Below are 24771 nucleotides of genomic sequence, written 5' to 3' on the forward strand. Positions count from 1 at the left end.
TGAGCCTGGCGTTCTCTTCCTCAAGCGACTTCAGGCGCTTAACCTCGGGCACCTCCATACCGCCATACTTCTTACGCCAGGTGTAAAAGGTGGCGTCGGAAATGGCGTGCTTACGGCAGAGCTCACGGGCAGAAACCCCGGCTTCAGCCTCGCGGAGGATACTGATGATCTGTTCGTCGGAAAAACGCTTCTTCATGGGAATGTCCTCATGTGGCTTATGAAGACATTACTAACATCGCGGTGTATTAATCAATGGGGAGCAGGTCAGAACCTGTCCTCTATAGTTGGAGACCCAGTTCTTAAGTTCTCGGCCAACCACTTCATCCATACTTGCGACTGCGTTAGTTGCTTGCTGAGGCAACAATAGCAATTCAGTAGCTCCAAACTGCTGCGCCAGTTCAGTTACTGCATCAAGCTCAAAGACTGTTCGTTCGTTTATAACGACGTTGACTCCAAAGGGCGACAATGTTGCAATCGATTCAATTCCCCTGAGTAAGTTGGTAAACGGTTTTCCGCGCAGTTCTTCATAGGTACGGCCTATCCCGTCAACGCTAATACGCGCGAAGTGAATCGAACCTTTGATTTTTTTAACTAATTGTTGCGTCAAACGATGACCATGAGTCGTGAATGTCACGGCAAGTTGAGTTTCTCCCGCAGCCCGTTTGGATATTTCGATAAAATCTGGATGGAGCGTTGGCTCCCCTCCGCCAAATCCAATGCCGAGGCATCCTTCAGTATCCAATTCTTTCAACCAACACAACACTTGCTCAGTGTGCAGCAATGCCTTGTGTTTGGGGGCAAAACAATGCGTACAGTGGAGATCACACAGATTGGTGAGTGCTACTGAAACTTGTCGGGGAGATATCGACCAAACCGTTTCCTGAGGATGCAATTCGTCTAAGAGGATATTCAAACCTGTATTTCGATCGAAGAAATGCACTCCGTTTGGCCCGATTCTGGACTTCATAACACAAAATTCCCCGCTGATTAAAATCCACAAAAGTAATAGTGCTTAACATTATAACGAGAAATTTTTTTAAAAGGATTGAGTAAGATCTGCTTTTCGCTTGCACAAGACATCATATTTCTCAATTCTGAAAGTTGTGTATTAGAAGCGGATATTAGTAATATACGTAATCAATAGGGATGAAATAGTTAAGTGTAATGTTAAGTTGAGCGATTGGGTGGATATATATAATGACCAGATAGAATCTGGCCACCACTCATTATCCTGCCAGAATCTCCATTACTATAAGAGAAATTCCCTGCACTACATGTACTCATTTATCTGACACTGCACCCGAATGAACGCTCTTCTTTGCTGTAAACTTTGGTGTGTTCTTTGGCGAAATAGCTCAGGTGGCGCCATAATCCTAGATACTGTTGCCCAAAGCGGTCCACCCTAAGACTCTCCAGATAGTGTGGCGTGTTGTTGAAGGCAACCAGCGTTCTGTACTCAGGGAAATCGAGTAGGCCTAAAGCACTTAACCAAGCCTCACTAATGTAACTTCCTAAATTATGGTCCTCTTCTGAATAGTTCCCTAAGCCATTAAAGGTGTCTTTATTAACAAATATGGCGGCATGATAATGAGATTTACCACTGGTCCCTACCTCTCGCACCCAGACGTGTCTTGTATTCGTCGGACACACCTGCAATTTCTCCCGCTTACGTCTTTGCTGATGGGCTGTTATGCGGGCTCTGAAAGCCCCCTGAAAGCGTTCCATTAACCCTGGCCTCAGGTCAGGAGTACAGGCAATACTGTCGCCTTTATCGTAGTAATCGGGAAGTCTGAGTACGAAGGTGAAAACCGATGTTCTGATATGTTCTCCGGTCGCGTTGTTAATGACTTTGCTAATATTTTTCATATAATCAGCGTTAAGCTCTCCGAAATGACTACTAGTCATGGGAATTTCTCCTGTTGGTATATTTCAGTTGTGAGATGATTTTTTCTAAGAGCAAATGGAAACGATGAATCAGCTTTAATGTGATGAAAAAGTAGCAATGCCGTATATCTGTGATATTAGTTCTGGCTGTAAATATGCAGCTGATTGGAACCGTGTTTATCTATTGGTAATAAAAATGCCCTGATAGTTAGAGATGGTTTTTGTCTTTTATGAATTTAACTATCTACTAATCTGTTACCCTATAATAACTATGTTTCTTTCAATGTGTTCAGTATGCTTAGTCTGATTATTTTTAAATCAGACTTTCTTTGTTAATGTGTTTAGTAGATGCATATTTAATATATATACTGTACCAAAATTAATGAGTGTTATATTGAAAAGCCTTATGGGATATGTCTTATCGTTATTAGTGGATGTGTTTTTTACTCCAGGGTTAGTACTGATGAATATGATGTTTTTACATACATTCTGATCTATTACGTGAGTCTGCAATAATCTGGTGCATCCATGCTTCTACTTCGCTCTTGAGCCAGCGGGAACTTCGTCCCAGTTTAATTGGCTTTGGAAATTTCCCCTGACTAATGAGTTTATAAAACCACTTGTCTGTCATTTCGGTGTATGCAGTAATGAATGCCATATCGACAAGTTGATCGCTTAACAAGGCTGATGATGTGCTCATGGTGATATCTCCTTTACGTGATGTGAAGGAGGAATGGCTGCGTCAGGTATTTAAAGTAGCCTTCCTCAAGAGATGGAAGGTCAGGTAAATATTTAAATATTGTTCCTGATTTTTAAGCACCATCAGATGCCTGGTGCTATCATTTTTTTGGGGTCGTAAGAGTAGTTTTGAGGACAGGCATTGGCTTCATCTGGCTTGATGCTGGCAATAACCTCTGCACCTTGAATGGAGCCATAAAAATGAAAAAAACTAATATTGATCTTCCAGTTTTATTTTACTGCACTCTTTTGTTTGTATTTTAATTTATTGATTTTTATATTAAAAATAAAAAGTAGGTCACTTTTTTATGTTTGTTATGATAATAAATGGTAGGTTACTTCTGTATGTTTAGATTGTAATCTGCCAGAAGTACTGAGACTCTTATTTGGGAGTGGGAGTAGTTGGTTTTGCCTGAGGATCTATACAGTAGGAGGGATGTATGGGCTATAAATTCAAAGCAACGATGTATTATTCAGATAGTGAAACAGAGCAGTTTCTTAAGAATAGAGAAGAAAAAACAAATGGGAAGGGAAGCATATCTCAGTATATGTATTCACTTGTCACAAAAGAACGAGAAAAAAATGTTGTCATTGAATTAAATCATGATGATTCTGGTGTGGTGACGATGCATCCTCAATATACGAGTGTTTTGTGGCGTGAGATTAATGGAGTGATATCTTTCACATCTATTTATTCTGTAAAAGAAAATAAAGTTGCGCAAAAGAGAGTGAAACACAAAGGGGTAATGCGGGAAATTGATATGGTAATTGAAAAGGATATCAATAGTATGTCTATAGTGAGGAGGTCTAACTTAATTGATTCTGAATGTTTTTTTATAGTAATAAAATCAAGGATTACTTGTTTTTATAGCGATGAAATAAAAACAGATGAGTATGTTCAGGGGAATTTCAGTGCAACCATCGGACTCATTCGTGTTAATAGGAGCGAATGGGAGCGGTGGGGTGGTAGGTATGATTTTGAAAACATCACATATATAAAGTTCGCAGGTATTTCCAACCCCAATGAAAATAAATTAAAGGGACTGTGTCAGGTCGCTGAACAAAAAATGGGGTATACTGCTGGCGCCTTTTTTATCCCTGTGCGAAAAACAGCCATAAAATTTCCATTAGAAAAAAAATCTCAATCTGTGATCATAGGTGTAGACATTAACTTTAGCCAGGACAGAGTGAAATTTAAAAAAATGAATAAGTCACAGAAAGAAAGATACTTTAAAAAAACACTGGATTGTAATTTTTAGCTGTAAAAAATTACAGATCAATATTACCTACGTGAATGCGGCAGCGAATAATTCTGCCGCTTTTCTATTGTATTCACGGAGGTTAATGTGTCAGATAAATTCCCCTCAGGGCAAATCCCGGATGCCCTTAAGCAATCGCTGTGCTGTCTCCCTGGTATTCTTTCGGAAGTAATGATTGAGCGCGTACTCAGCTGTGTTCATTACGAACCCGTCATTGGCATTATGGGAAAATCAGGTGCAGGTAAATCCAGCTTGTGTAATACCCTGTTCAGCCCACCGCCAGCTCTTGTTAGTGCCGTCGGAGGAGGAACGCGAGATGTGCAGCGCTACCGGGTTTGTCGTGGCTCCCACTCCCTCCATCTTGCTGATTTTCCCGGTATTGCTGAAACTCCAGAACTCGACAGCGTATACCGACGTCTCTACCAGACGTGGGCCCCGAGGCTCGACCTGATTGTATGGGCGCTTAAAGCAGACGAGCGGGCCTGGAAAGATGACTTGCGGTGTTATCGCGAATTAATCAACTCAGGGGCCGCTCCGGAACGTTTTCTGTTTGTCCTTACCCAGGCAGATAAAATGGAGCCATGCCGCGAATGGGACGGTATAAAGCATCACCCTTCTTCCCACCAGTTTGCCAATCTCTGTGCCAAAGCTGAGCTAGCTGAAACTCTGTTTGCGTTAGTCCATCCTGTTATCGCCGTATCAGCAATGGAAAACTACAATCTTGAACTGTGGGTGGAAGCACTGATTCATGCATTACCGGCGAACAGCAGTAGTGCAGTATCCCGACATCTTGCCCCGGAGTTACGCACAGAACGCGTTCGGGAGACAGCAAGGGATAGCTTCGTCCGTGCCACGGGTGAGGTGTTTGATGAGGCTATGGCGGTAGCGCAGATACCTGGAAAACTGGCACGACATCTGCGGCTGCTTCGCAGGCATGTCCTGTCAGCTATCCGCACAGTCTGGCATTTCTTCTTCTAATGTGTCCTTTTTTAATGCCTGTTTGATCTGTTTTAACGATCAAAATCACGCCATTAAATAGCCGGTGGCTATTAAAAATTAAATATTGATCGATTTCATTGATAGATGTGGGCGATCAATTTCCGTGTATCGATCTGAATTAACAATTATCCCACTCTCCGATTAGCCAGTACGATCTGCGCTGCATATCTGTTTTTTCTCTGTTGTTAGCTTCAATTATTCACTGTTTATAAAGGAATATTCTATGTTTCGTTTTATACTCTGGCTGCCTGACATTTACTTTCGTCAGGAGACTCATCAATGAAATCGTATCCATTATTACGCCAGGATCTTTTCGCGTGGTGTCTGGCAATTGTACTTCCGGCGCTCTGGGTCGTGTTGTACCTGAATTTCCCTCAGAATGTAGCTCTTATTATTTATATGGTTCTGGCTCTGGTCTGGGTATTTTTTGACCGGGTTAATCAGATGAAACAGGGGATTGTGCCGCCCTCATTTCTCTGGTTCTGGTTTCCGGCAGTATATCTACGCCAGCGCGATCAGATGCAGGATAAACCTTGGCGACTGATGCAGGTCTGGTTGTTATGTACAGTTCTGTCTTTAGTGGTGATATACCTGTTCAACCGGCAGTCGGGGACTGAACATCTGGCTCAAAGTGCCTGTACGGTTGTGACCAAAATCATGCAGGACGAGGGGATTGATGAACGCTGTATTCGGATCACTGATATGAAAGAAGAGGTTCAGGGGCGTTTTTGGCAGGCACAGGCGTTAATGAATACGGGTGTTAAGGAGCCTGTGACAATTGAGGTCAGGGGCAGAAAGATTTATGTCGTATTACCGGAAACAGGGGAGTGAAAAAATGAGTATAGTTAATACAATTACCCGCAGCCTGGCATTGAGTGCTGTAGCTTTATGCATTACTACATCAGCTACACATGCGGCCACATCGGATGCACTTCGCCAGCGTTGTGCAAAACCTGTATTTTACGCTCAGACAGCAAACCATAAAAAAGAAGTCGAAATTTGCATTGTTGCTCCATCAGTCTCATATTCCTTCGGAAAAACGGGTGCAAAAAGCAAAGAGATGGATATCACTGTGCCGGTTGCAAATACTTCATATGCCTATCAGAGCAATCAGGCGATAAGTATTCAGGATTTTACGGTCAAAAATGGTGATACCAGTTACCAGATTTCGGCAGGAACGAATGACTCCGGTGAGCCACTGGCATCGCTCTACGTGTATAAAGGTACACCGGAGACTGGCAAGCTTCTGGCCGAAATTAAATTGGACCCTGCTACGGTGGCGAACAATATTAGTCATTCGCTTGCAGAGGATGGGGTCAAAGAGTCAAACAGCCTTTGATAATTTATTCCGCTGATCTCTGGCTCATGATGCTTGTTTTTGTGTATCGGGCATTTTAAGTGTGTGGGCTGACTGAATATATCTGCGAAAGTTAGCTGGAGTAAAACGTGCATTAAAATCTGAACTAAAAGCAAATTCTCATCTTTATCTGCCATGTTTCACTGTACTGAAAGGGCTGTTCCTCCTGAGGGAGGAACAGCCCTTTTTCTTTTCTGCCCGATAAGGCGTTTTCCCAACGATTGAAGGTAAATGTGCCCATGTACCACAGTGAAAGGTATCGATGGCAGTGTGAAGCTCAGTCGTGTCCTTTGGGGAATGGCTTAGAACATGCCACAGCTTGTTTTATGGTTCTTTTTGTCATCCTTCAGGCCTTGTCAGGAAACCAAAGGGACTTTTTATCTTAAGGAACAATTATGTTTGTATTAAATCTGCCCTCTGTATTTCCCGCAAACGAACAGCGGGTGATCCGGCGTGCGTTGCGATTACTGGAGAAATACCACCGGCAACCGGGTGAACAGTTTCTCTCCACCTGCTTCACCAAAACCTGGCTTCAGCTACAGCTCGCTCATCAGGAGCGTGAAGTTTTTATCGTGATGTATCTCGACAACCAGCATCGTTTGCTTGAGCGGGAACTACTGTTTACCGGCACACTCAGCCATATCGAAGTCCATCCCCGAGAAGTGGTTAAATCGGCCCTGAGGCATAACGCTGCTGCGGTCATCCTGGCCCATAACCACCCCTCGGGTTCGGCAGAAATCAGCCAGCAGGATAAACACATCACTCAGCGGATAGTGAAAGCGCTGGCACTGGTAGACGTGCGGGTGCTGGATCACCTTGTGGTTGGGAATGATGTAGTGTCTTTTGCTGAGCGGGGTTTGCTTTAAACGGAGGTTTTTATGCCATCAGCACCGTCCCATGAATGGGGACTACAAAGTGATATCACCCCACGCTTTGGTGCAAGACTGGTTCAGGAAGGTAAGCGGCTGCACTATTTGGCTGACCGGGCGAGCATTACCGGTAAATTCAGTGACGTTGATAGTCGTAAGTTAGATATGGCATTCCCGCATTTTATCAGTCAGATGGAATCGATGTTGACCACTGGTGAAATGAATCCTCGCCATGCCCACTGTGTCACCCTGTACCACAACGGTTTCACCTGCGAAGCCGATACCCTTGGTAGTTGCGGCTACGTATACATCGCCATTTATCCCACTCAACGCTAACAAATTTCACGAGAGCAAACATGAAAAATCTATCTGCTACAATTTCGCGGGCGGCGAAGCCTTGTCTGTCGCCCGTTGCAGTCTGGCAAATGTTACTGACACACCTGCTGGAGCAATACTATGGTCTAACCCTGAGCGATACGACGTTTTGTGATGAAACCGTCATACAGGAACATATCGATGCCGGTATCACTCTGGCTAATGCCGTTAACTTTCTGGTGGAAAAGTACCAACTGGTCCGTATCGATCGCAGAGGATTTAACTGTCAGGAGCAGTCACCTTACCTTTTGGCGGTAGATATTTTGCGGGCGAGACAGGCAATCGGCCTGCTGCGGCAAAACCTTCCTCCTTCGATCCCCTGAAACTTGCGAGCAGTGTTTGTGATTTACAGCCCCTATTTTACTAATTGCAAATGCCCCAACTAGTTACGGTGGGCGCATTTGCGTTAAACACAATTAGTGGAGGTTAGCCATGAACAAAAATCGCATCACTGTATAGATAAGAAAAATTGCTTGCTGCTTCTTTTTTAAACTGCAATTCTGACGTACTTCCTTCATATCAACAATATTTAATAAAATACATTATGGATAAAGCAGAAATTCTGGAGAAAGGCTGTTGGGTTGAAATCTATATTGAAAAATTTGCACAAAAGGTAAAAGGAATTTCTCGAGATAGGTACCCTTCATTACACTGTATCGCTTGTGGCGAGCAAGTTCATGATAGTGGTTTAGTCACTCCCAACCCCGACTATATCCCCAGATTCTCTCATTCAGCACCGCCAGAAAACGGAGAGTTTTGCCCTCTGGGGTCTAGATCTCAACGTTTCACAGGTCTTTCCGGGAATGACAAGACAGTATCAACAAAAATCGCTGCATCTCGCCGAAATCAATTCATGCAATTTGATAGCCTTTGTCGAGCATGGATAGTTTGTAGGTCGCTACGTGGAGGCGAAGGAAAACTTGATCAAAAGTCCTTCATCCGTTTGGTCAGGATCGCTGATAGTTTTGGGATCTGGCGCTATAGCTATCTCCCGGAATGGGGCATCCCTCTTCTTTTAATGCTGATGGACAATCATCCAACACCTAATGGCAAGTCTGCATTTTTTTATTCGCTTAAAAAAGACAGAACCCGCCGAGATGTTGAGTGGCAAAACCTGAATGTCCGGCTAGAAGCGCATTGGGCTAGCAGTGGTCAACTTATTGGACTAAATCTTGAGAAGCCAGCTTCGTTCCTGCTAGAGATCCCTTTTAAAGAAGATGTTGTTAGCAACATCTTGGGGAAAGAGGACCTATCATGGTACACAAGGGATGTGCTGAGAAACTTGAATGCCTTTAGCATCAGTGAATTACGGTAAACTATACCTTAAAATGTAATGAGAGAGCAGAATGGCATTTGAATTGAAAGACCTATTAACCCCAGCAGCCTCCCTCTTGGCAGTTTGGCTTACTGCCAGGTTTACCCTTAATCGTGAAATCCGTAAGAAAGAGCTGGAGATCCGTGTTGACCGGCTGGAGAAGCTCTCTGCTGATTGTGATGAGGTCTTATCACAGCTTATTAATTATGCTGGTTTTATTAGTGGGCTTGTTCAGTCCCGGCTTTTATTACTCACTCCGACTCAGTCAAAGGTTCGGATCCCTATTCAAGTACTTTCTGAAGACAAAGACCTTTTAGATAACAGTGAATTAGCTCCAGATAGAGAGAAAGGGCGAAGATGCGAACACGGCTTACGCTTCCATCATTATCAGGAATGGCAAAAATGGGATGCTATTGTCCCGAAGCTTCAAAACGATATTTATGATTTTTTCATGATTACGCGTGCTGGCGAGATGGTTAAAGATTTGAAGGATCAGCGTCGAACACAAGAGGATTGTGAGGTATTCATTCGACAACTCAGTAAATGGCAAAAAGATGCTGATACACTGCGAAAACAGCTACTTGACACTATGTCCAGCGATTTTCACGAGTTAACGAAATAGAAACCTACTTCCTAGCTTCGATGATTGTGTGTGCGTTCATGGTTCAACAAGTCTGGATGTTAAAGTCGTAAATAGGACTGTGTACGTCATAGGTAAACAAAGTGACGTATCGTACCGTAAGCAATATTATTCTTAATCAATCACGGCCCTAAGATACCTGGATGAGTAGAGGTATATCTATCGAAATTAATGATATTGACGACTCGATGAAAGGCTCATCGAGTCGCATGAAAAACAAGGTGGGGGCATAAAAGGGGGCATTTATAAAGATGAAACAAGAAAATATCTATATTTATCAATGGTTATGTGGGGTGTGTTATGTTCCTATTATCGCACCATTTCAAATTCTTCTCAAGCCTATATGTTAGTACTCCCCTTTTTGCACCACACATTTTTGAAACTTTCGGGTTTTGAGCTATCAGCCGGTACTCTTCCTGTGTAAGGGGCAGCAAACCATTTTCACTGACCGCTATACAAGCGTTTTAAATATCATTGATGAAATAAAAACGATATTCTGAGCGTATTACGATTTATCATGTAAAAATGATGCAGCTCAGCTATTTTTCGAAAAATCATTGCATTGATATAATAAGTCAAAATAGTTCAGGACTAAATATGATTTCTGGGGCTGTAAGATAGATATTCTGCTGCGATGTCAATTTAAATGGCCAGGTAGTAATTTTTATAATATCAAAACTCACTGCGAAGATTGATGCTGTAATTAAACACATTCTTATGAATGTGTTTTCATTTTAAAGACCAGATGAATGATAATTATTATTTATTTCAGCATGTTGTGCGCCCCAGTCGCGCATTTCTTTTAAAATATTCTCCAAAGTACTGCCATATTTTGTTAATGAATACTCAACGTGAGGTGGTGAACTTTCTATAACAACTCTGATAATAATTCCATCTTCGACAAGTTCCTTCAACTGTGAAGTTAACATTCTCTGTGTGATACCATCAATCATTCTTCTCAGTTCATTAAAACGACATACTCCGTTTTCCATTAAATGGAACAGGATCACGGGCTTCCAACGGCCGCCGATAACTTTCAAAGTCGTTGTCACTGAACATCCATACGGTGCATTGTAGTCCACTATTTATTCCTCAAGGTATACTTTATAATACTTGGTATCATAAAACTGCGTTCTTACAAACTTAAAATCTGTTATGTATGATGCACCTTTTCGCGTTAATAAAAAAGGGGGAAAGATGCAAGCAATTATCATTAGAGAATTTGGCCCGGCAAAAAATATGGAGTATGTAACACTACCGACACCAGAAGTTAGTGCTGACGAACTTCTGATAAAAGTAGTCGCTACGTCCGTTAATCCTGTAGATATTCAAACAAGGCGCGGTGATTATTCTGCTGATATTAACCTTCCAGCTTGTTTAGGTGTGGATATATCTGGTGTCGTAGAGAAGGTCGGTTCAGATGTGACCAATTTTAAAATTGGTGATGAAGTTTATTATGTACCAAGGCTTCTTGCCAACGAGGGAAGCTACGCTACACACCATGTTGAAAAATCATCTATTGTTGCACTTAAACCTAAAAACTTATCTCACCAGGATGCCGCTGCACTGCCGTTAGCCGCAGGAACTGCCTGGGAATGTTTGGTGGAACGAGGACGATTAGTAAAAGGAAATAAGGTGTTGATTCATGGAGGTTCTGGAGGTGTTGGCGTCTATGCCCTTCAAATCGCAAAACTTTTTGGAGCTCATGTCGTGACAACTTGTTCTCCTGGTAATTTCGAGTTTGTCCGTTCCCTGGGAGCACAGAGTTGCTACAATTACAAAGATTGTGACTTGTATTGTAAAATAGCTGAAGATCATCTTGATGGATTCGATATTATACTCGACACGGTAGGCGGGAATACAATTCAAAATAGCTTAGGGTTGCTTTCGAATAAAGGAAGAATCGTCTCTGTTGTTGATCAATCTATTCCTCAGAATTTATTAGGAGGTTGGGCTGTAAATGGAGAGGTTCACTTTGTCTTCAATACTCAGTCGGCAGAAAGATTAAAAGAAATTGCAAGTGCAGTTGAAAAAAAATTAATTGTTCCTGTTGTTGAGAAAGTCATGCATATTGATGAAATTATTAAGGCCCATACTATTATGGAGTCCGGTGGTAGAAAAGGGAAAATCGTAATATTAACCTGATTTATTGGGTAGCAATAATTAACAATTTAATAATTAAATGGTTTCGTTGATAAAAGGTATAAGGCAGGAAGTGTTAAGGTCCCGCCTCATTATCATGGCCCATGAAAAGCGTTTTACTGACAGCCAGCGCCATGCGGAAGCAAACCTCGGCCGGAACGCCGGCGGCATTGTAAATAGACCCGTTCCGGGGCTATGGGACTTTAGCCCCAGCGTCTATAATCCGGGCAGAGATTTGTGCCGCGAATGCCGTGGCTAATCGTCCGTTGAGATAGCATACAACCTTGCGGCATCCGGGCTCCCGGTGCCGCGAGCGACCTACATTCACAAAGGTTAATATGAAACAAATTACGTTCAGCGATCTACAAAAACAAAGCGAGCAGGCTGCAAACTCCCCTCGCTTACGTGCCAATCGTAATCTCCATCCTGAATTGAGCGATCCTGTTCAGCGCCTGGCTATTGCTATGGAACCGGGGACCTATGTTCGCCCTCACCGCCATCCGCACACGTTTGAGCTGCTGACACCCCTTAGCGGGCGCTTTTTGGTATTGCATTTTGATGAGAATGGCAACGTGACCCAGCGCGCAGTGTTAGGTGAAGACTGCAAGGTGCTGGAGACGGATGCCGGGACCTGGCATGCGGTGTTATCGCTGGATAAAGGTGGGGTTATTTTTGAGGTAAAACAGGGGGCGTACCAGCCCGTAGCTGAACAAGATATGGCCCCATGGGCACCCGCTGAAAACGAGCCGGGAGCGGCTGAGCTGATGAAATGGTATGCCGTAGCGCAAGTGGGTGACGGCGGTTTTTCCCTGTAATATTCCCGCACTCTCTCGACCTCTTTCCTGACCTCACGAAATAAACGTAAAGCCGTCTACCACGGCTTTAGCCCGTTACTTTGGTGTTTGCGGTGCGTGTGGCCCTGTTGCTCAAGGTGGGGACAGGGCACGTCATCGAGTTTATTGATAAAAAAATGATAACCAGAGTACCAGGTGGGCCGGTAACAACGGGTAAGATCTCTGCGAACTGGATTTAATGGGCGCCTGAAATATGAATGATATGGATTATTTTGACCCTGACTCGTCCGGGGCGCCGATCGATGTCCTGTTTCTCACCGCACCAGATTTAGCATTCGACGTGCCGCTGCACTCTCATCGGCGCGGCCAGCTGGTTATGCCGGTGACAGGGTCAATGACCTGCGAAGTGGAGGATGAAATATGGATGGTGCCCAGCGAGTCTGCCATGTGGATCCCCGCCGGTCTGCCGCACAGGAATACCCCGGCTGCTTCAGCCACGTTCTGCTTTGTGTTTATTGAAACGTCGCGGGCCGCCATGCCGGAAAAAAGCTGCACGCTCGCGGTCAGTCCCCTGATACGGGAAATGATCCTTCATTTAGCCAGGATATCACCGGCAGAGGCGGGGCAGGAGCAGACGCTTCAACTGATTAATCTGCTGTTTTCCATGATGGCGCAAATGCCAGCCGAGCGGCTGAACTTTCCGCTGTCCAAAGACGCCAGGCTCAGGCAAGTGGCGAGCATGCTGCTGGTCGACCCCGCGGACAGAAGAACCGCCAGGGAATGGGCCGCTTTTCTTGCCCTGAGTGAAAGAACGTTCACCCGGCTGGTGGTGAAAGAAACCGGGTTGACATTTGGCCTGTGGCGGCGGCAGCTGCATATCGTTGTGTCGCTTCAGCGTTTGCTGGCGGGGGGCAGCGTGCAGTCCGTCTCAGAGCAGCTGGGCTATGAATCCGTGAGCGCGTTTATCACCATGTTCAAAAAGGCGCTGGGGAAGTCTCCGAAGCGCTATATCGGCCAGGCTTGACGACCGCCCTCTGATTTCATTTGACCGTTTTTAGCAATTATTAGTCAGTTGTTCTAAATTTTTACGGCGCCTGAGTCAGTACACTGGGGGAATTAATTCGGCAACATTAAAGGCATGTCCGTGTACCCTGGCACAATCATTGATGAATTACGGCAAGGTGAAGTCAAAGAGTTATTCTCGGTCAAGACCGGGATTGATAAGCACCCGACGAACAGTGTTCAGGTCACCCTGACCGGTTTTAGCGGCGACCAACAGGCCGAAACCTTCCATGGCGGGGAAGAGCGGGCAATTCTGCACTATGACTCTGCGCATTATGCTTCTCTGGCCAGCCGATTCCCGGGTTCCGGTTCGTTGTTTGTTCCGGGCGGATTTGGTGAAAATCTGGTCACCAGCGGAATGAATGAAAGCAATATGTGCGTCGGGGATATTGTTCGGGCCGGGACGGCAATCCTCCAGGTCACTCAGCCAAGGCAGCCCTGCTTTAAACTTAATCACCGCTTTAAACAACCTACGCTCTCCCGATTTGTGCAGGATAACGGCAAAACAGGCTGGTTTTACCGCGTCCTGAAAGAAGGGACGATTCATGCCGGCGATCCCATCGAGGTGATCGTGCGTGCCTGGCCGCAGTGGAGCATCGCGCAAATACTGCACTACCTCTATACCGAAACTGACAACCTGGCGGTAACCGGGCAGCTGGCGAAGCTGGAGCCGCTGGGAAACGAAGTCAAAAGCGTCTTTCAGCGCCGCATTGAAAATAATGACGTTGAGGATTGGGGAGGAAGGCTGTCGGGCCGCAGCGGCGGGTTTGAAATGCGCATCATCAACATTGTGGATGAGTTTAAAGGGATTAAGCGTTTTATTCTGAGCCGCGTTGACGATGGGGCTTTACCTGAATATTCGGCGGGGGCGCATATTATTCTCCAGCTCCCCAACGGCCTGTCGAGAGCCTATTCCCTGTGTGAATCATGGGCTGAAAACGAATACCATATTGCGGTCAATCACGCCCCGAATAGCCGCGGCGGCTCTCAGTATTTACATCAAACCGCCAGGCCAGGGGATATTTTAACGGTCTCTGAGCCCGCGAACTATTTCAGCATGGCCCGGGATAAACATCATATTTTTATTGCCGCCGGGATTGGTATCACGCCATTTATTCCGATGATAGAGGAAGCCCTGGCCCGGGAAGAAACCTTTGAGCTTCACTATTGCGTGAGTGATGTGGGCAGCTTTGCCTTCAGGCCGCAGCTGGAAAAATATGTAGAACATGTTCTGATTTACTCGCTCGATAACCCGCTGGACATCAACCAGCTGCTGGACACTCACGCGAGAGGGACGCACGTTTATACCTGCGGAAGCCCCGATTTTGTGCAGCGAGTGAGAGAGAGTGCCAGCCACTGGCATGCTGACTATGTCCATTTTGAAAACTTCGCCGCCGAAGAGCAAAGCGGGGAGAGCGCTTTTGTCGTCACCGTCAGAGAAACGGGGCAAAAAATTCAGGTGGAGCCGCAGGAAACTATGCTCCATGCGCTCAGAAATCACGGCATTCAGCTGGAATCGGCCTGTGAAACCGGCGTCTGCGGCAAGTGCAGGGTAGATTATGACGGCGAAGTCGATCACCGGGATTCGGTGTTAAGCCAAAGCGAGCGAAAAAGCTGTATGACACCCTGTGTTTCCAGGGCGAAGCAGGCTGAGCTGACTATCTCGTTGCCTAAGGTGAATCCATAGCATCTTACCCTGAATACACGCTGTCTTACGGCTGTAAGACAGTGTTGGAAAATGCATAAATATCAGCCAGCGCTTGTTTAAAGCTTTGTATGCGCTGTGTCTGACTGTGGGATTAGAAGTATACAGACAGGCAAGGGGTTAGACATGGCCGGGTCTGGGAAGATAGAGACAAAGGGGAATACCCTGGATCACGTTGTACTCATCCTGGTTGACCGCATGCGTAAGCGCGAATCATGATTTCCTGTTAATGAAAAAAATAGCGAAAAGTAAAACTAAAGCTGTGGCAGCGGTAATCCCGATGAAGACAGTATCTGAAATCACGTTCTCATTAGTCACATTGCCGATAACAGTTATGATTAGCGTGCAGGCATAGCCACATAAACACCATTTGGCTATCTCATATGCCTTTTCAGCACATTTCAATTTAAGGTCTTTCTGCGTCTGTAAGTTATCTGTAAGACAGGGCTGTCTTACAGTGGGCGTTGTATCAGCTTTGTTATTCAGCCCATCTGTTAATTCAATCGTGCTGAGTAGTAGGGGGCCGTTTAGATGATTATATGCCGGCGTTGAAATGTCTACGATATGCTTAACCGCGGGCTGCGTTTCAACCAAGACTGCCTGAGCTGGGTTATCCAGTTTGTGTCGTACCGCGCTTATGAGCCAGGCTGTTTTCTCTTCGCCGGATTGATTAATTGCTTCCGTAAAAGGCTCAACCAGTTCTGCAGGGACACGAAAAGTAACCGATAATGATTTTGTCATGATAATCACCGGGCGCTGTGTTAGTTTTTAGTGTGTAAGTCGCTGTAATACAGCGTAAGACAAAGGTGTTATGCATTGTTTTTGTAGAAAAATGATGCACGAACCCTCAGGTTAAAACGAAAAAAATAGAGCCCGAAAAACGGGCTCTCAAGTATTACAATGACATCTTATTATTATTTGTAAATGATGGGGTAGGTTACTGAGGATGTTACCGTCCCCGCACCTGCTGTGCCCGTAGAATAATATCGAACCGCATACGGGAGTGTTATGGATGCCCCCGCGATGTTGGCAAAACCAGCGTTATTCTGGTTGATATTACCGATATAAATCGGGGTATAGTTTTGCAAGCCATCCAATAGCTCAAGCTGAACGTCCGAGGCGGCTGAAGTTGTGGCGGTATTATTTAGTCTGCCACTGCCTGAATCCACCGCGGCACCTTGTTCAAAATATGCCCGCACTGTACCCTGCGCGGCACATCCACTAATACTGAGCGTGAAAGTGGTTTCCCCGGTATTAGAGCCGGGTGAACTCAGGCTGGAGGCCTGCACTACCGGTAGCGTAATAGTGGCATTACTGCTCCCACTATTTGTGCCCCCGTAGTTTATCGTGGCATTACAGGTTGAAGAGCTTATTTTACCCGAGAAGTTAACGCTCCCTGAGCCGGCTGCGTTTAGCGTAAAAGGGACAATCAATATCGTTGAAAGTAATATTGTTTTATTATTCACCATTAACTCCTGATGACAAAGCGTTGTGTTGTGGCATTTATTAATTAAAAATCAGAGATTAAGTGTTGCTGACGACGACTGGCCAGCGGGGCTGATATTCTGAATACATAATCAGTCTCACCTTTTTAAATATAGAATTTTTGCCGGTCTCGTTTTAGCCGTACATGTTGAGAGTAACGGCTTTCATTTTTATTCCCGAATAGTAACCCTGGTGTTGTACGCCTTCGCGGTGGATATGCTCCTCCCGCAGAAGATAGGGTTATTATCGCTAAGAATAAAAAAAGGTCAATACACAGGTTAGCCAGCCAAGATAGAGCTAAGAGCCGGGTTATGCATTAACAAGTGTTTTTTTTAATTTATAAATCTCCTGAAATTTCATTGTTTATTTAATATTGATAATTTGGTGCTAAAAAAAAGAGGTGGTTTTTAATGGGCGAAACGAAATGAATAATTTTTGCATAAAAATTCACTGTGGCAGAGTGAAATATTTTTTTTGCTCATGGTTTATAAAAGAGCGGCACTATAGATCAATACGTGGCTCTTAAATGAAGGGAGTTATTCTGAGGGGAATTTAATTCAGGGGGGAATCATAAGTGAGCAAAGCATTTATAAGCATATACTGCGATTTTGGTCAGTGTTGCAGGAAGCTGAACGCTTCCTGCTTTTCTATATGTTTGCTTCTACCTGGTGATTGGCTTTCAATGCGTTAAATTTTTAAGAAGCTGGGTGGGCGTTTGCATAGTGACTTTTCTGAACGCCTTATAAAAACCGGTGAGGGAGTCATACCCAACTTGCTGGCTCGCCTCTGTCATACTTATCCCTCTTCTAAGCAGGTTCACGGCAATGTTAATTCTTAAACGCATCACCAGCTCATTAGGGCTGTAGCTGCAGGTCTCCTGAATTCTCCTGATAAAGGTGGAACGGCTCATATGCATACTGGCGGCCATACACTCAATAGACCATTTTTCGGATGGGTGATGGGTTATCTTCAACATCAGGGATGTCAGCCTTTCGCACTGAGAGGCTTTGAGTATGTTGATATCGACCAGGTGCTCATCAAGAATCTCCTCCACTACATAGGCTAACAGCAGGTCTGTGAGTCTGGAGATGGTCAACTCGCACTCATTTTCCGCCTGCCAGCACTCGATTTTTAACAGCTCAAAAAGCGTATGCAGCCGCTGGCTGATCTTTCCATCCCGTTTGATGAGTAAAAACTCGGGCATTAACGCGAACAGCAGCTTACTTTCATGCCTTACCGGCTGAATGAAGCCGCAAAGCAGGGCCGTGTCCTCTGGTTGTGCCTGATTTAAAGGCTTCATTGTGCTCAGCGGCAGCTCATTTATGGGCGCGTCCGCGGAAGAGACTAAATAAAAAGGGCGGTTAGTGAAAAAGAACGCAATGTCACCCTCGTGCAGTTTTGTTCTCTCTCTACCTTCTTCCAGCGCCAGCCAGCATTCACCTTCTAACACCACGTGAAAGCTTGAGTTTCCCGTTGCATGGGTCGATGCTTTCCACGGCCCACAGTAACGCCCCATATGAAAAACAGAGGTTGCAGCATTCGACTGCTGCGATAGCCAGGCCTTGATATCCATACATATTCCTTAATGGTGCATCTGTATTACATGCTTTAAGCGTATACCTGTTTATGTCAACGCGCAGGGAGTTTTACATCTAGCAACCAATGATCCGTTTGGCAATTTAGTTTTAGCGCAGCGGCGTTGAAATGGTGATAGGGATCAATGTTTACTTTTTAATTTTTCTAATTCATAGGATTTATAGAGGTAAAATTCTTAATTATTTTAACCGTGTTGCGCAAATGATTTTTTAAGATAATAATACCAGGCTAAATTATTATTTCAAATCCTGGCGAGGTGGTTATATTTTTTTTGCTCTTGAATGATGTGTTTCTAAATGTAAAGGTTATAACCAAAAATGGTTAGGGATCTAACTGTGCCCTTGAGTTTCTTTTGGCATTATAGATTGGAATTTTGGCGTATTGATGTGGCTGGTGTGTATGGTATTTATGCGTGAGGCTATTTTTTTAAATATGTGAAAGTATTATCCTGCGGAAAATGAGATTGTTTTTTTATTAACCCCAAGCATAATAAGCCCAGCTTCTTATCAGAGAATTCCAATTCCAAAGAAGCCAGGCAAACATTAAATCTCTCAGGAATATAAACATGAAAAAAATCGCAATCATCGCCGCGATTACATCCGCTTTTACAGTGGCAGGTGCTCAGGCTGCGGGTAACGGGACAATTAATTTTACCGGCACGGTAAACTCCCAAACTTGTAATGCAACCATTGGCTCCACCGCGAGCGGGACCGCCGCGACGGTAACCCTGCCTGCAGCTCAGGCTAACGTTTTGGCCACATCAGGTAATACCGCGGGGCAAACATCTTTTAATATCTCAGTCACCGGGTGTGCAACCACATCCCCACAGGGTGCAGGTAACGTTAAAGCGCTCTTTGAAAAAAATGCGAACGTTGACAGCCAAGGCCGCTTAACCAACACCGCAACCGGCGGGGCGACAAACGTTGCTCTGCAGTTAATCGATGGTGTCACAAATACTCCAATTATTGTTGGTGACGCGAGTCAGAGTTCGAATGGTTACACCAATATTACTTCTGGTTCGGCGACGTTACCTTATGCTGTTCGTTACTTTGCGACCGGCACAGCAACTGCCGGGAGTGTAACCGCTTCAGTGACTTACACTCTTATTTATAATTGATCGCGTAGGTGGGGAGGGACCCTCACCTATACAGTAATTATTCGTATTCATCTTTAGTCACGGAACTCTCTAATAAACTCATTTCTGGTTTTCATCATGTCTATTACTCGTCTTACTACCCTGCTGTGTACAGCTCTTTTCTCTATTAACTTTGCCATTGCCAGCGTGCAAATATCCAGTACGCGTATTATTTACGACGGTAAAGAGAAAGATGTCAGTATTCAGGTTAATAATTCAGGTTCATACCCGGTGTTATTACAAAGCTGGGTGGATGATGGCAATCCTGACGCTAAACCAGAGAATGTTCGCGTGCCTTTCTTTCTCACTCCGCCTTTGACGCGGGTGAATTCCCACGCCGGGCAAACCTTGCGCCTGACGTTTGTGGGTCCGAATCTCCCTCAAGACCGGGAGAGCGTTTATTGGTTGAATATTCTGGAGATCCCTCCGGTCACCAACAAGCAAGAAAACCAGATTCAGGTGGCGTTTCGCTCGCGTATTAAAATATTTTACCGCCCGGAAGCGCTAAATGCGCAGGCGGCGAATGAGGCTGGGGCTGAAGTTCGCTGGAGCCAGCAGGGGAGCAATATTATATTGTCCAACCCTACCCCTTATTATATTTCCGCGGTCTCAATTGGCGTTGAGCAGAACGGGAAGAAATTCATGATTCCTGCCGATATGCTGGCGCCTAAAGGCAGTGCTAAATTCACCCTCCCACAGTCCGTTAAGCTTGATGCCTCTTCGGCGGTGAGCATTGAGTTTATTAATGACTATGGGGCCGTAGTAAAAAAGCGTTTGCAAAATAATTAGACCGTGGGCTTTCATCATGATGAGTAAAAAATTATGTAAAGCGGCGCCAGATGCTTTGGGGTCTATAGGGCTCTGTTTCTTTTTTGCCGCCGCGGTGGTAACCGCGCCCTGGCATGCCTATGCTGCGGAAAAAACGCTTACCGATAATGTGGAATTCAATACCTCTTTTTTGGATACCGGCTACACCGGGAAGGTTGACCTGAGCCAGTTTGGCACAGGCAACGGTATGCTGCCGGGTAAGTACCTGGTGGAGGTTTATCTCAACGATGATCTAAAGGCCACCGAAAAGGTGACTTTCGCGAAGCAAGCCACTGGCAAAGTAACCCCCTGTCTCTCTCCGGGGTTATTGGCGCGGTTGCACATCATGTCAACCGCGGTGCAGAACACCGATAAGTTATCCCAAAGCGGCTGTACCGCCGTGGAAGAGATCATTCCCTCTGCGCGGGTCACGTTTGATTCGGGTCTCCAGGCGCTGACCATTCATGTTCCGCAGCAGGATATCCAGAAAACGGCGCGGGGCACCGTGGCCCCGGCTTTGTGGCAAAGCGGCAGCACGGCCGCCTTTGCGTCTTACAACGCCAACGCCTATCAGTCGGAAACCAACGGCAAAGCCTATCGCTCGCAGTATCTGAGCCTGAATACGGGGCTGAACCTGGGGGGATGGTATTTCCGGCATAACGGGTCATTAAGCCAGCAAACCGGCAGCGCCGATCGCTATCAGAGCGTGAACAGCTATGTCCAGCATGATATCTCGGCCATCAGCGGGCGGGTGCAGGTTGGCCAGGCCAACACCTCCGGGCGCCTGTTTGACACCCTGTCTTACACCGGGGTTTCTCTTTTTAGCGACGACCAAATGCTGCCTGAGTCTCAGCGCGGCTACGCCCCGGAGATTAGGGGGATAGCGCACAGCACTTCCCGCGTTACCGTCCGCCAGGCCGGGAATATCATCTATGAAACAACGGTGCCGGCAGGGGCTTTTGTGATTAACGACCTCTACCCGACGGGCTACGGCGGCGATCTTAACGTAACCGTGCGGGAGTCAAACGGCGCGGAGAGTACATTCCTTGTTCCTTATGCTTCGGTGGCAGATTTGCTCCGCCCAGGCGCTTCTCGCTATGAAGCGGTAGCGGGGAAATACCGTTCAGCCTTTGGTAAAGATGGCCAGGCCTTTTACCAGGCAACCTGGCAGCAGGGGGTGACTAACAGTCTGTCCGTCTATGGCGGGAGCCAGCTCAGCAACGACTATCAGGCCTGGCAGGCCGGCAGCGCCCTCTCATTGCCGGTGGGCGCCCTCTCGATGGATGTGACTCACGCCAGGACCAAAACGACCCGCCGCAATCTGGAAGGGCAAAGTTATAAAATTACCTATAACAAGCTGATCTCGGACACGAAGAGCAATATCTCGCTGGCGGCCTATCGTTTCTCCACGCGAAACTACCTCGATTTTAGCCAGGCTATTCAGTACCAAAATTATGAGCAGGGCGATGCGGTCTTCTCAGGCTTGCTCTACCGGACCAAGAACCGCTTTAGCCTGACCTACAGCCAGGGGCTGGCGGACGGCTGGGGCTCGCTTTACGGCAGCGGAATTTCTCAGGACTACTGGAACCGCAGCGGCAGCGATATGCAGTACCAGCTGGGCTACTCTAACAGTTTCGGGAGCCTTGCCTATACCATCACGGCGAGCCGTAGCCGGGTGATGGATGGGGCGATGGAAACCAGCTGGCTGCTGTCGTTCAGCCTGCCGCTGGGTGAAACCCGGCCCGTTTCGTTCTCGGCGGCATTGAGCCGAGATGCTAACGGGCGGTTCGGGGAGCAGGCTTCAGTGACTGGCACTGCCGGTGAAAAGCAGCAGGTTACCTGGGGCCTGGCCGGCACCAACGATAAAATCTCCGGCAGCGCAGGCAGCGTCAGCGGGCAATATCTTTCCCCGTGGACCTCCGTCAGCGCTTCCGCCTCGGCCGGCCGGGACACGCGTACAATTTCTGCCGGAATGGTCGGGTCAGTCATCGCTCATCCCCACGGCGTAACGCTGAGCCCTTACACCGGGAACACATGGGTGGTGATTCACGCCCCGGGTGCCGCCAATGCTGAGGTAGTCAATAGTCCAGGGGTAACGCTTGACGCCTGGGGCAATGCGGCCGTGCCGGCCTCGATGCCGTATCAGACCAATACCATTGGCATTGACCCCAAGCATCTCTCCAGTGATGTGGAGCTGGAAAGCACGACGCAAAGCGTGATCCCGCGTTCAGGGGCGGTTGTGCTGGCCGAGTTTGGCGTCAGGGAGGGCAAGGCCTTGCTGTTCACGCCTGCGGATGGAAAATCAGGTTTGCCGTTTGGCACCAACGTGACGGATAGCCAGGGCAACAGCGTCGGCACGACCGGGCAGGGGGGCATGGTTTATGCCCGCGTGAATGCGCTCTCAGGCAAGCTATTTGCGACCTTTAACAAAAAGGATAAAGCCGAAACCTGCATTATTGCCTATCAAGCGGCTGAGCAGGGCGGCGCTATGCAGAAAATGACCTATGTCTGCGGCCAGTAAAGATTGAATCAGGATATATAGCAATGACAAAGACAATGATTAGACTGGCAGCATTGGCGGCTTTTATTTTTGTGAATATATTTATTCCGCGTATGGCGTGGGCAACATGCACGGTTAGTAATCCATACTCGGGCACAACCGTTTTGCGAGGGAGCTATATAAGCGCCGGAGACGATATGCCCGTCGGAACCGCCATATTCCGGCAGCTAGTGCCCGGCTATGCTAATGTGAACTATACCTGTACCGGGAGTAACCCTGTGTTAACGGTGTCAGTTCCAGGGGGAACGCTGGCCCCTGGTTCGGCGGATACTTTTTTATCGGGGATAGCCGGGGTCGGGATTAAATTCTATGCGGGTACTAATGAAAGCGCCGCTGTATTAACTCCGACATCAAGCTATACGATGGCCTTGCCTGCCGCATCGGGAACGCTGTCTACCGCCACTCTGTCATTTTTCCTGACTGCATATAAAATAGGCCCTATTACGCCAGGCCAGGCTGGGGCGGTTTATTTTCCTCCGATTAAAATGGATTTAACTGATTCTGATTCATCTACGCCGGTGAGAGCAGCTTATACCAATTTTATTTCGGGGGGATTTGTAGTAAATAAGCCCAGTTGCACCACGCCTGATTTCACTTTTAATTTGGGTAACTCATTCCCGCCGGCGACCAATAACAACAGCGGCTGGGTGAGCACTCCTGTGACATTGACCAGTTGCTCGGCATTCAATGGCAACTCGTCAGACTTTCAAAGTTATCAAATTGTGAAACAAGGCAGTAGTTATTATGGATCGATATCACAGTCAGGAACATTCGCCAAAAATACAGTGACTATGACCCTAAACCCGCAGATTCCTCCCTTTGATGCCTCCACGGGGCTACTGGCGAACCAGACGGGAAGCGGGTACGCCACCGGCGTTGCGGTTCAAATTGCGACGCAGTCGGGCAGCACATATACGCCCATTAATTTGGACAATAATATAGTCTTTAACCCCGCGTTAGGCACTTCTAACGTGAGTTTCCCCCTGGCTGCGCGCATGGTTCGTACCTCAAATACGGTCACTGCCGGGGCGGTATCTACCTCGATCACGTATACGATTACCTATCAATAACCATGCATCAATTTCTTATTGATAGAGCTGAAATATTGTTCGGGTTATTAACTGGTTTACCTGTAAAGGTTGAGATAAAAGGGCAGGGGAATAAAGGTGTTTAGTCGACAGGATTTAATTTATTCGCTGGAGCGCCAGTACATTATTCCCTATTTTCAGCCCGTCCATGACAGCGCTTCAGGGCGATGTATTGGGGCTGAAGTGTTAGCCCGGCTTTATCATCCGGAATACGGGATTGTTCCCCCCGCTGATTTTCTTGCCTACCTGCAGGATATGGACGGCCTGGCGGCCCTGACCCAAACCCTGATGATAAAAGTCGGGCACTGGCTGGGGGAGAATCCTGTTTCAGATGGCTTTATTCTGACGTTCAATATTCCGCCCAATATGGCCGGGCAAACGTGGCTATTGTGTGCCAGCCAGGCGCTGCGAAGCCTTTCCGCTCACCGGGTGGTCGTCGTGCTTGAACTGACCGAGCAGCTGCCGTTGACGGATATTAGCGCCCGGTTTCAGCGGCGGCTCAGGCGCTTAAGGTATGCAGGGGTAAAAATTGCCCTGGATGATTTTGGGACAGGGTATGCCGGATTCTCGCTGATGCAGCAGGTGGCAGGGGACATGCTCAAGATCCCCAGGGAATTTGTTTCCCAGGCAATGACCTGTTATATCACCGCCAGCATCATCGATAATATTATCTCTTTGACTCGCCATTTAGGCATGAAGGTCATTGCCGAAGGTGTGGAGTCGAAAGAACAGGTGGATCTTCTGGCAAAAAAAGGAATTGTCCTGATGCAGGGGTTTTATTTCAGTCCACCCTTGAATGCAGCTGATTTCGAAACGTACATGACGATGGAGAAACTATGTGACTAGAATTTCACTTTCACATGAAAGTTGGTATTTTGGCACATAGTTAATCACCGTTGCTAACTACATAATGAGCCTGTGTTAGCATTTTGAGGTGAATTGTGTACCTGGTAATAACAAA

General features: G+C 46.5%; 26 protein-coding genes. 18 read left to right on the top strand and 8 right to left on the bottom strand.

Annotated elements, in window-relative coordinates:
* The 4 genes from WFN87_RS03995 to WFN87_RS04010 form a co-directional block, all read right to left on the bottom strand.
* A partial coding sequence (locus WFN87_RS03995; protein WP_150053252.1) for a transposase occupies positions 1-196 on the bottom strand: 196 nt, incomplete at its 3' end.
* A 33-nt stretch (positions 197-229) separates the two neighbouring features.
* Positions 230-967, bottom strand: a complete 738-nt coding sequence (locus WFN87_RS04000; protein ID WP_336983074.1) for a radical SAM protein — start codon at positions 965-967, stop codon at positions 230-232.
* Between the two features lie 317 nt (positions 968-1284).
* Positions 1285-1905 (bottom strand): inovirus Gp2 family protein, encoded by a 621-nt coding sequence (locus WFN87_RS04005; protein WP_336983073.1) that lies wholly within the window; start codon positions 1903-1905, stop codon positions 1285-1287.
* 457 nt (positions 1906-2362) lie between these two features.
* Positions 2363-2584 (bottom strand): helix-turn-helix transcriptional regulator, encoded by a 222-nt coding sequence (locus WFN87_RS04010; RefSeq protein WP_336983072.1) that lies wholly within the window; start codon positions 2582-2584, stop codon positions 2363-2365.
* 478 nt (positions 2585-3062) lie between these two features.
* Here WFN87_RS04010 and WFN87_RS04015 point away from each other — a divergent pair, with 478 nt between their 5' ends.
* From WFN87_RS04015 to WFN87_RS04055, 9 genes are all read left to right on the top strand, one after another.
* Entirely contained in the window at positions 3063-3881 is an 819-nt protein-coding gene (locus WFN87_RS04015) for a hypothetical protein (RefSeq protein ID WP_336983071.1), read from the top strand.
* Between the two features lie 87 nt (positions 3882-3968).
* Complete coding sequence (locus tag WFN87_RS04020; protein ID WP_336983070.1) at positions 3969-4859, top strand: GTPase family protein; 891 nt, start codon at positions 3969-3971, stop codon at positions 4857-4859.
* Between the two features lie 300 nt (positions 4860-5159).
* Positions 5160-5711 (top strand): hypothetical protein, encoded by a 552-nt coding sequence (locus tag WFN87_RS04025; RefSeq protein WP_336983069.1) that lies wholly within the window; start codon positions 5160-5162, stop codon positions 5709-5711.
* A 4-nt stretch (positions 5712-5715) separates the two neighbouring features.
* Positions 5716-6219: a hypothetical protein gene (locus WFN87_RS04030; protein WP_286175370.1), complete on the top strand. Its 504-nt coding sequence runs from the start codon at positions 5716-5718 to the stop codon at positions 6217-6219.
* A 413-nt stretch (positions 6220-6632) separates the two neighbouring features.
* Positions 6633-7103, top strand: coding sequence for a RadC family protein (gene radC / locus WFN87_RS04035; protein ID WP_336983068.1), 471 nt, complete (start codon positions 6633-6635; stop codon positions 7101-7103).
* 12 nt (positions 7104-7115) lie between these two features.
* Positions 7116-7442, top strand: a complete 327-nt coding sequence (locus WFN87_RS04040) for a type IV toxin-antitoxin system YeeU family antitoxin (protein WP_336983067.1) — start codon at positions 7116-7118, stop codon at positions 7440-7442.
* A 20-nt stretch (positions 7443-7462) separates the two neighbouring features.
* Positions 7463-7804 (top strand): TA system toxin CbtA family protein, encoded by a 342-nt coding sequence (locus WFN87_RS04045; protein ID WP_336983066.1) that lies wholly within the window; start codon positions 7463-7465, stop codon positions 7802-7804.
* Between the two features lie 221 nt (positions 7805-8025).
* Positions 8026-8796, top strand: a complete 771-nt coding sequence (locus tag WFN87_RS04050; RefSeq protein ID WP_336983065.1) for a hypothetical protein — start codon at positions 8026-8028, stop codon at positions 8794-8796.
* Between the two features lie 31 nt (positions 8797-8827).
* Positions 8828-9418 (top strand): hypothetical protein, encoded by a 591-nt coding sequence (locus WFN87_RS04055; RefSeq protein ID WP_336983064.1) that lies wholly within the window; start codon positions 8828-8830, stop codon positions 9416-9418.
* A gap of 752 nt (positions 9419-10170) precedes the next feature.
* On the opposite strand, the gene WFN87_RS04060 is transcribed toward WFN87_RS04055, so the two are convergent.
* Positions 10171-10518 carry a winged helix-turn-helix transcriptional regulator gene (locus WFN87_RS04060; protein WP_336983063.1) on the bottom strand — a complete coding sequence of 116 codons (348 nt, stop codon included), beginning with the start codon at positions 10516-10518 and terminating at the stop codon, positions 10171-10173.
* A 115-nt stretch (positions 10519-10633) separates the two neighbouring features.
* Between WFN87_RS04060 and WFN87_RS04065 the strand changes: the two genes are divergently transcribed.
* From WFN87_RS04065 to WFN87_RS04080, 4 genes are all read left to right on the top strand, one after another.
* Complete coding sequence (locus WFN87_RS04065; RefSeq protein WP_336983062.1) at positions 10634-11581, top strand: NADP-dependent oxidoreductase; 948 nt, start codon at positions 10634-10636, stop codon at positions 11579-11581.
* Positions 11582-11916: 335 nt separating this feature from the next.
* Positions 11917-12393 carry a WbuC family cupin fold metalloprotein gene (locus WFN87_RS04070; RefSeq protein ID WP_008454311.1) on the top strand — a complete coding sequence of 159 codons (477 nt, stop codon included), beginning with the start codon at positions 11917-11919 and terminating at the stop codon, positions 12391-12393.
* 241 nt (positions 12394-12634) lie between these two features.
* Positions 12635-13396, top strand: a complete 762-nt coding sequence (locus WFN87_RS04075) for an AraC family transcriptional regulator (RefSeq protein WP_336983061.1) — start codon at positions 12635-12637, stop codon at positions 13394-13396.
* Between the two features lie 114 nt (positions 13397-13510).
* On the top strand, positions 13511-15121 hold the full coding sequence (locus WFN87_RS04080; protein WP_336983060.1) for an MOSC domain-containing protein: 1611 nt from the start codon (positions 13511-13513) through the stop codon (positions 15119-15121).
* Between the two features lie 231 nt (positions 15122-15352).
* Here WFN87_RS04080 and WFN87_RS04085 read toward each other — a convergent pair whose 3' ends face one another.
* The 3 genes from WFN87_RS04085 to WFN87_RS04095 all read right to left on the bottom strand — a co-directional run bounded on the left by WFN87_RS04085 (position 15353) and on the right by WFN87_RS04095 (position 18197).
* Positions 15353-15880 (bottom strand): hypothetical protein, encoded by a 528-nt coding sequence (locus tag WFN87_RS04085; RefSeq protein ID WP_336983059.1) that lies wholly within the window; start codon positions 15878-15880, stop codon positions 15353-15355.
* A 173-nt stretch (positions 15881-16053) separates the two neighbouring features.
* Positions 16054-16608, bottom strand: a complete 555-nt coding sequence (locus WFN87_RS04090; RefSeq protein WP_336983058.1) for a fimbrial protein — start codon at positions 16606-16608, stop codon at positions 16054-16056.
* A gap of 695 nt (positions 16609-17303) precedes the next feature.
* Positions 17304-18197: an AraC family transcriptional regulator gene (locus WFN87_RS04095; RefSeq protein ID WP_336983057.1), complete on the bottom strand. Its 894-nt coding sequence runs from the start codon at positions 18195-18197 to the stop codon at positions 17304-17306.
* 588 nt (positions 18198-18785) lie between these two features.
* Here WFN87_RS04095 and WFN87_RS04100 point away from each other — a divergent pair.
* From WFN87_RS04100 to WFN87_RS04120, 5 genes are all read left to right on the top strand, one after another.
* Positions 18786-19337, top strand: a complete 552-nt coding sequence (locus WFN87_RS04100; RefSeq protein WP_336983056.1) for a fimbrial protein — start codon at positions 18786-18788, stop codon at positions 19335-19337.
* 96 nt (positions 19338-19433) lie between these two features.
* Positions 19434-20144: a fimbrial biogenesis chaperone gene (locus tag WFN87_RS04105; protein ID WP_336983055.1), complete on the top strand. Its 711-nt coding sequence runs from the start codon at positions 19434-19436 to the stop codon at positions 20142-20144.
* Positions 20145-20160: 16 nt separating this feature from the next.
* Entirely contained in the window at positions 20161-22683 is a 2523-nt protein-coding gene (locus tag WFN87_RS04110; protein ID WP_336983054.1) for a fimbria/pilus outer membrane usher protein, read from the top strand.
* Positions 22684-22706: 23 nt separating this feature from the next.
* Positions 22707-23792, top strand: coding sequence for a fimbrial protein (locus tag WFN87_RS04115; RefSeq protein ID WP_336983053.1), 1086 nt, complete (start codon positions 22707-22709; stop codon positions 23790-23792).
* A 96-nt stretch (positions 23793-23888) separates the two neighbouring features.
* The gene (locus WFN87_RS04120) at positions 23889-24656 is read left to right on the top strand and encodes an EAL domain-containing protein (RefSeq protein ID WP_336983052.1); all 768 of its coding nucleotides are present in this window, start codon (positions 23889-23891) and stop codon (positions 24654-24656) included.
* Positions 24657-24771: the final 115 nt, after the last annotated feature.

Source organism: Cedecea sp. AS113 (assembly GCF_037152415.1).
GTDB lineage: Bacteria > Pseudomonadota > Gammaproteobacteria > Enterobacterales > Enterobacteriaceae > Cedecea.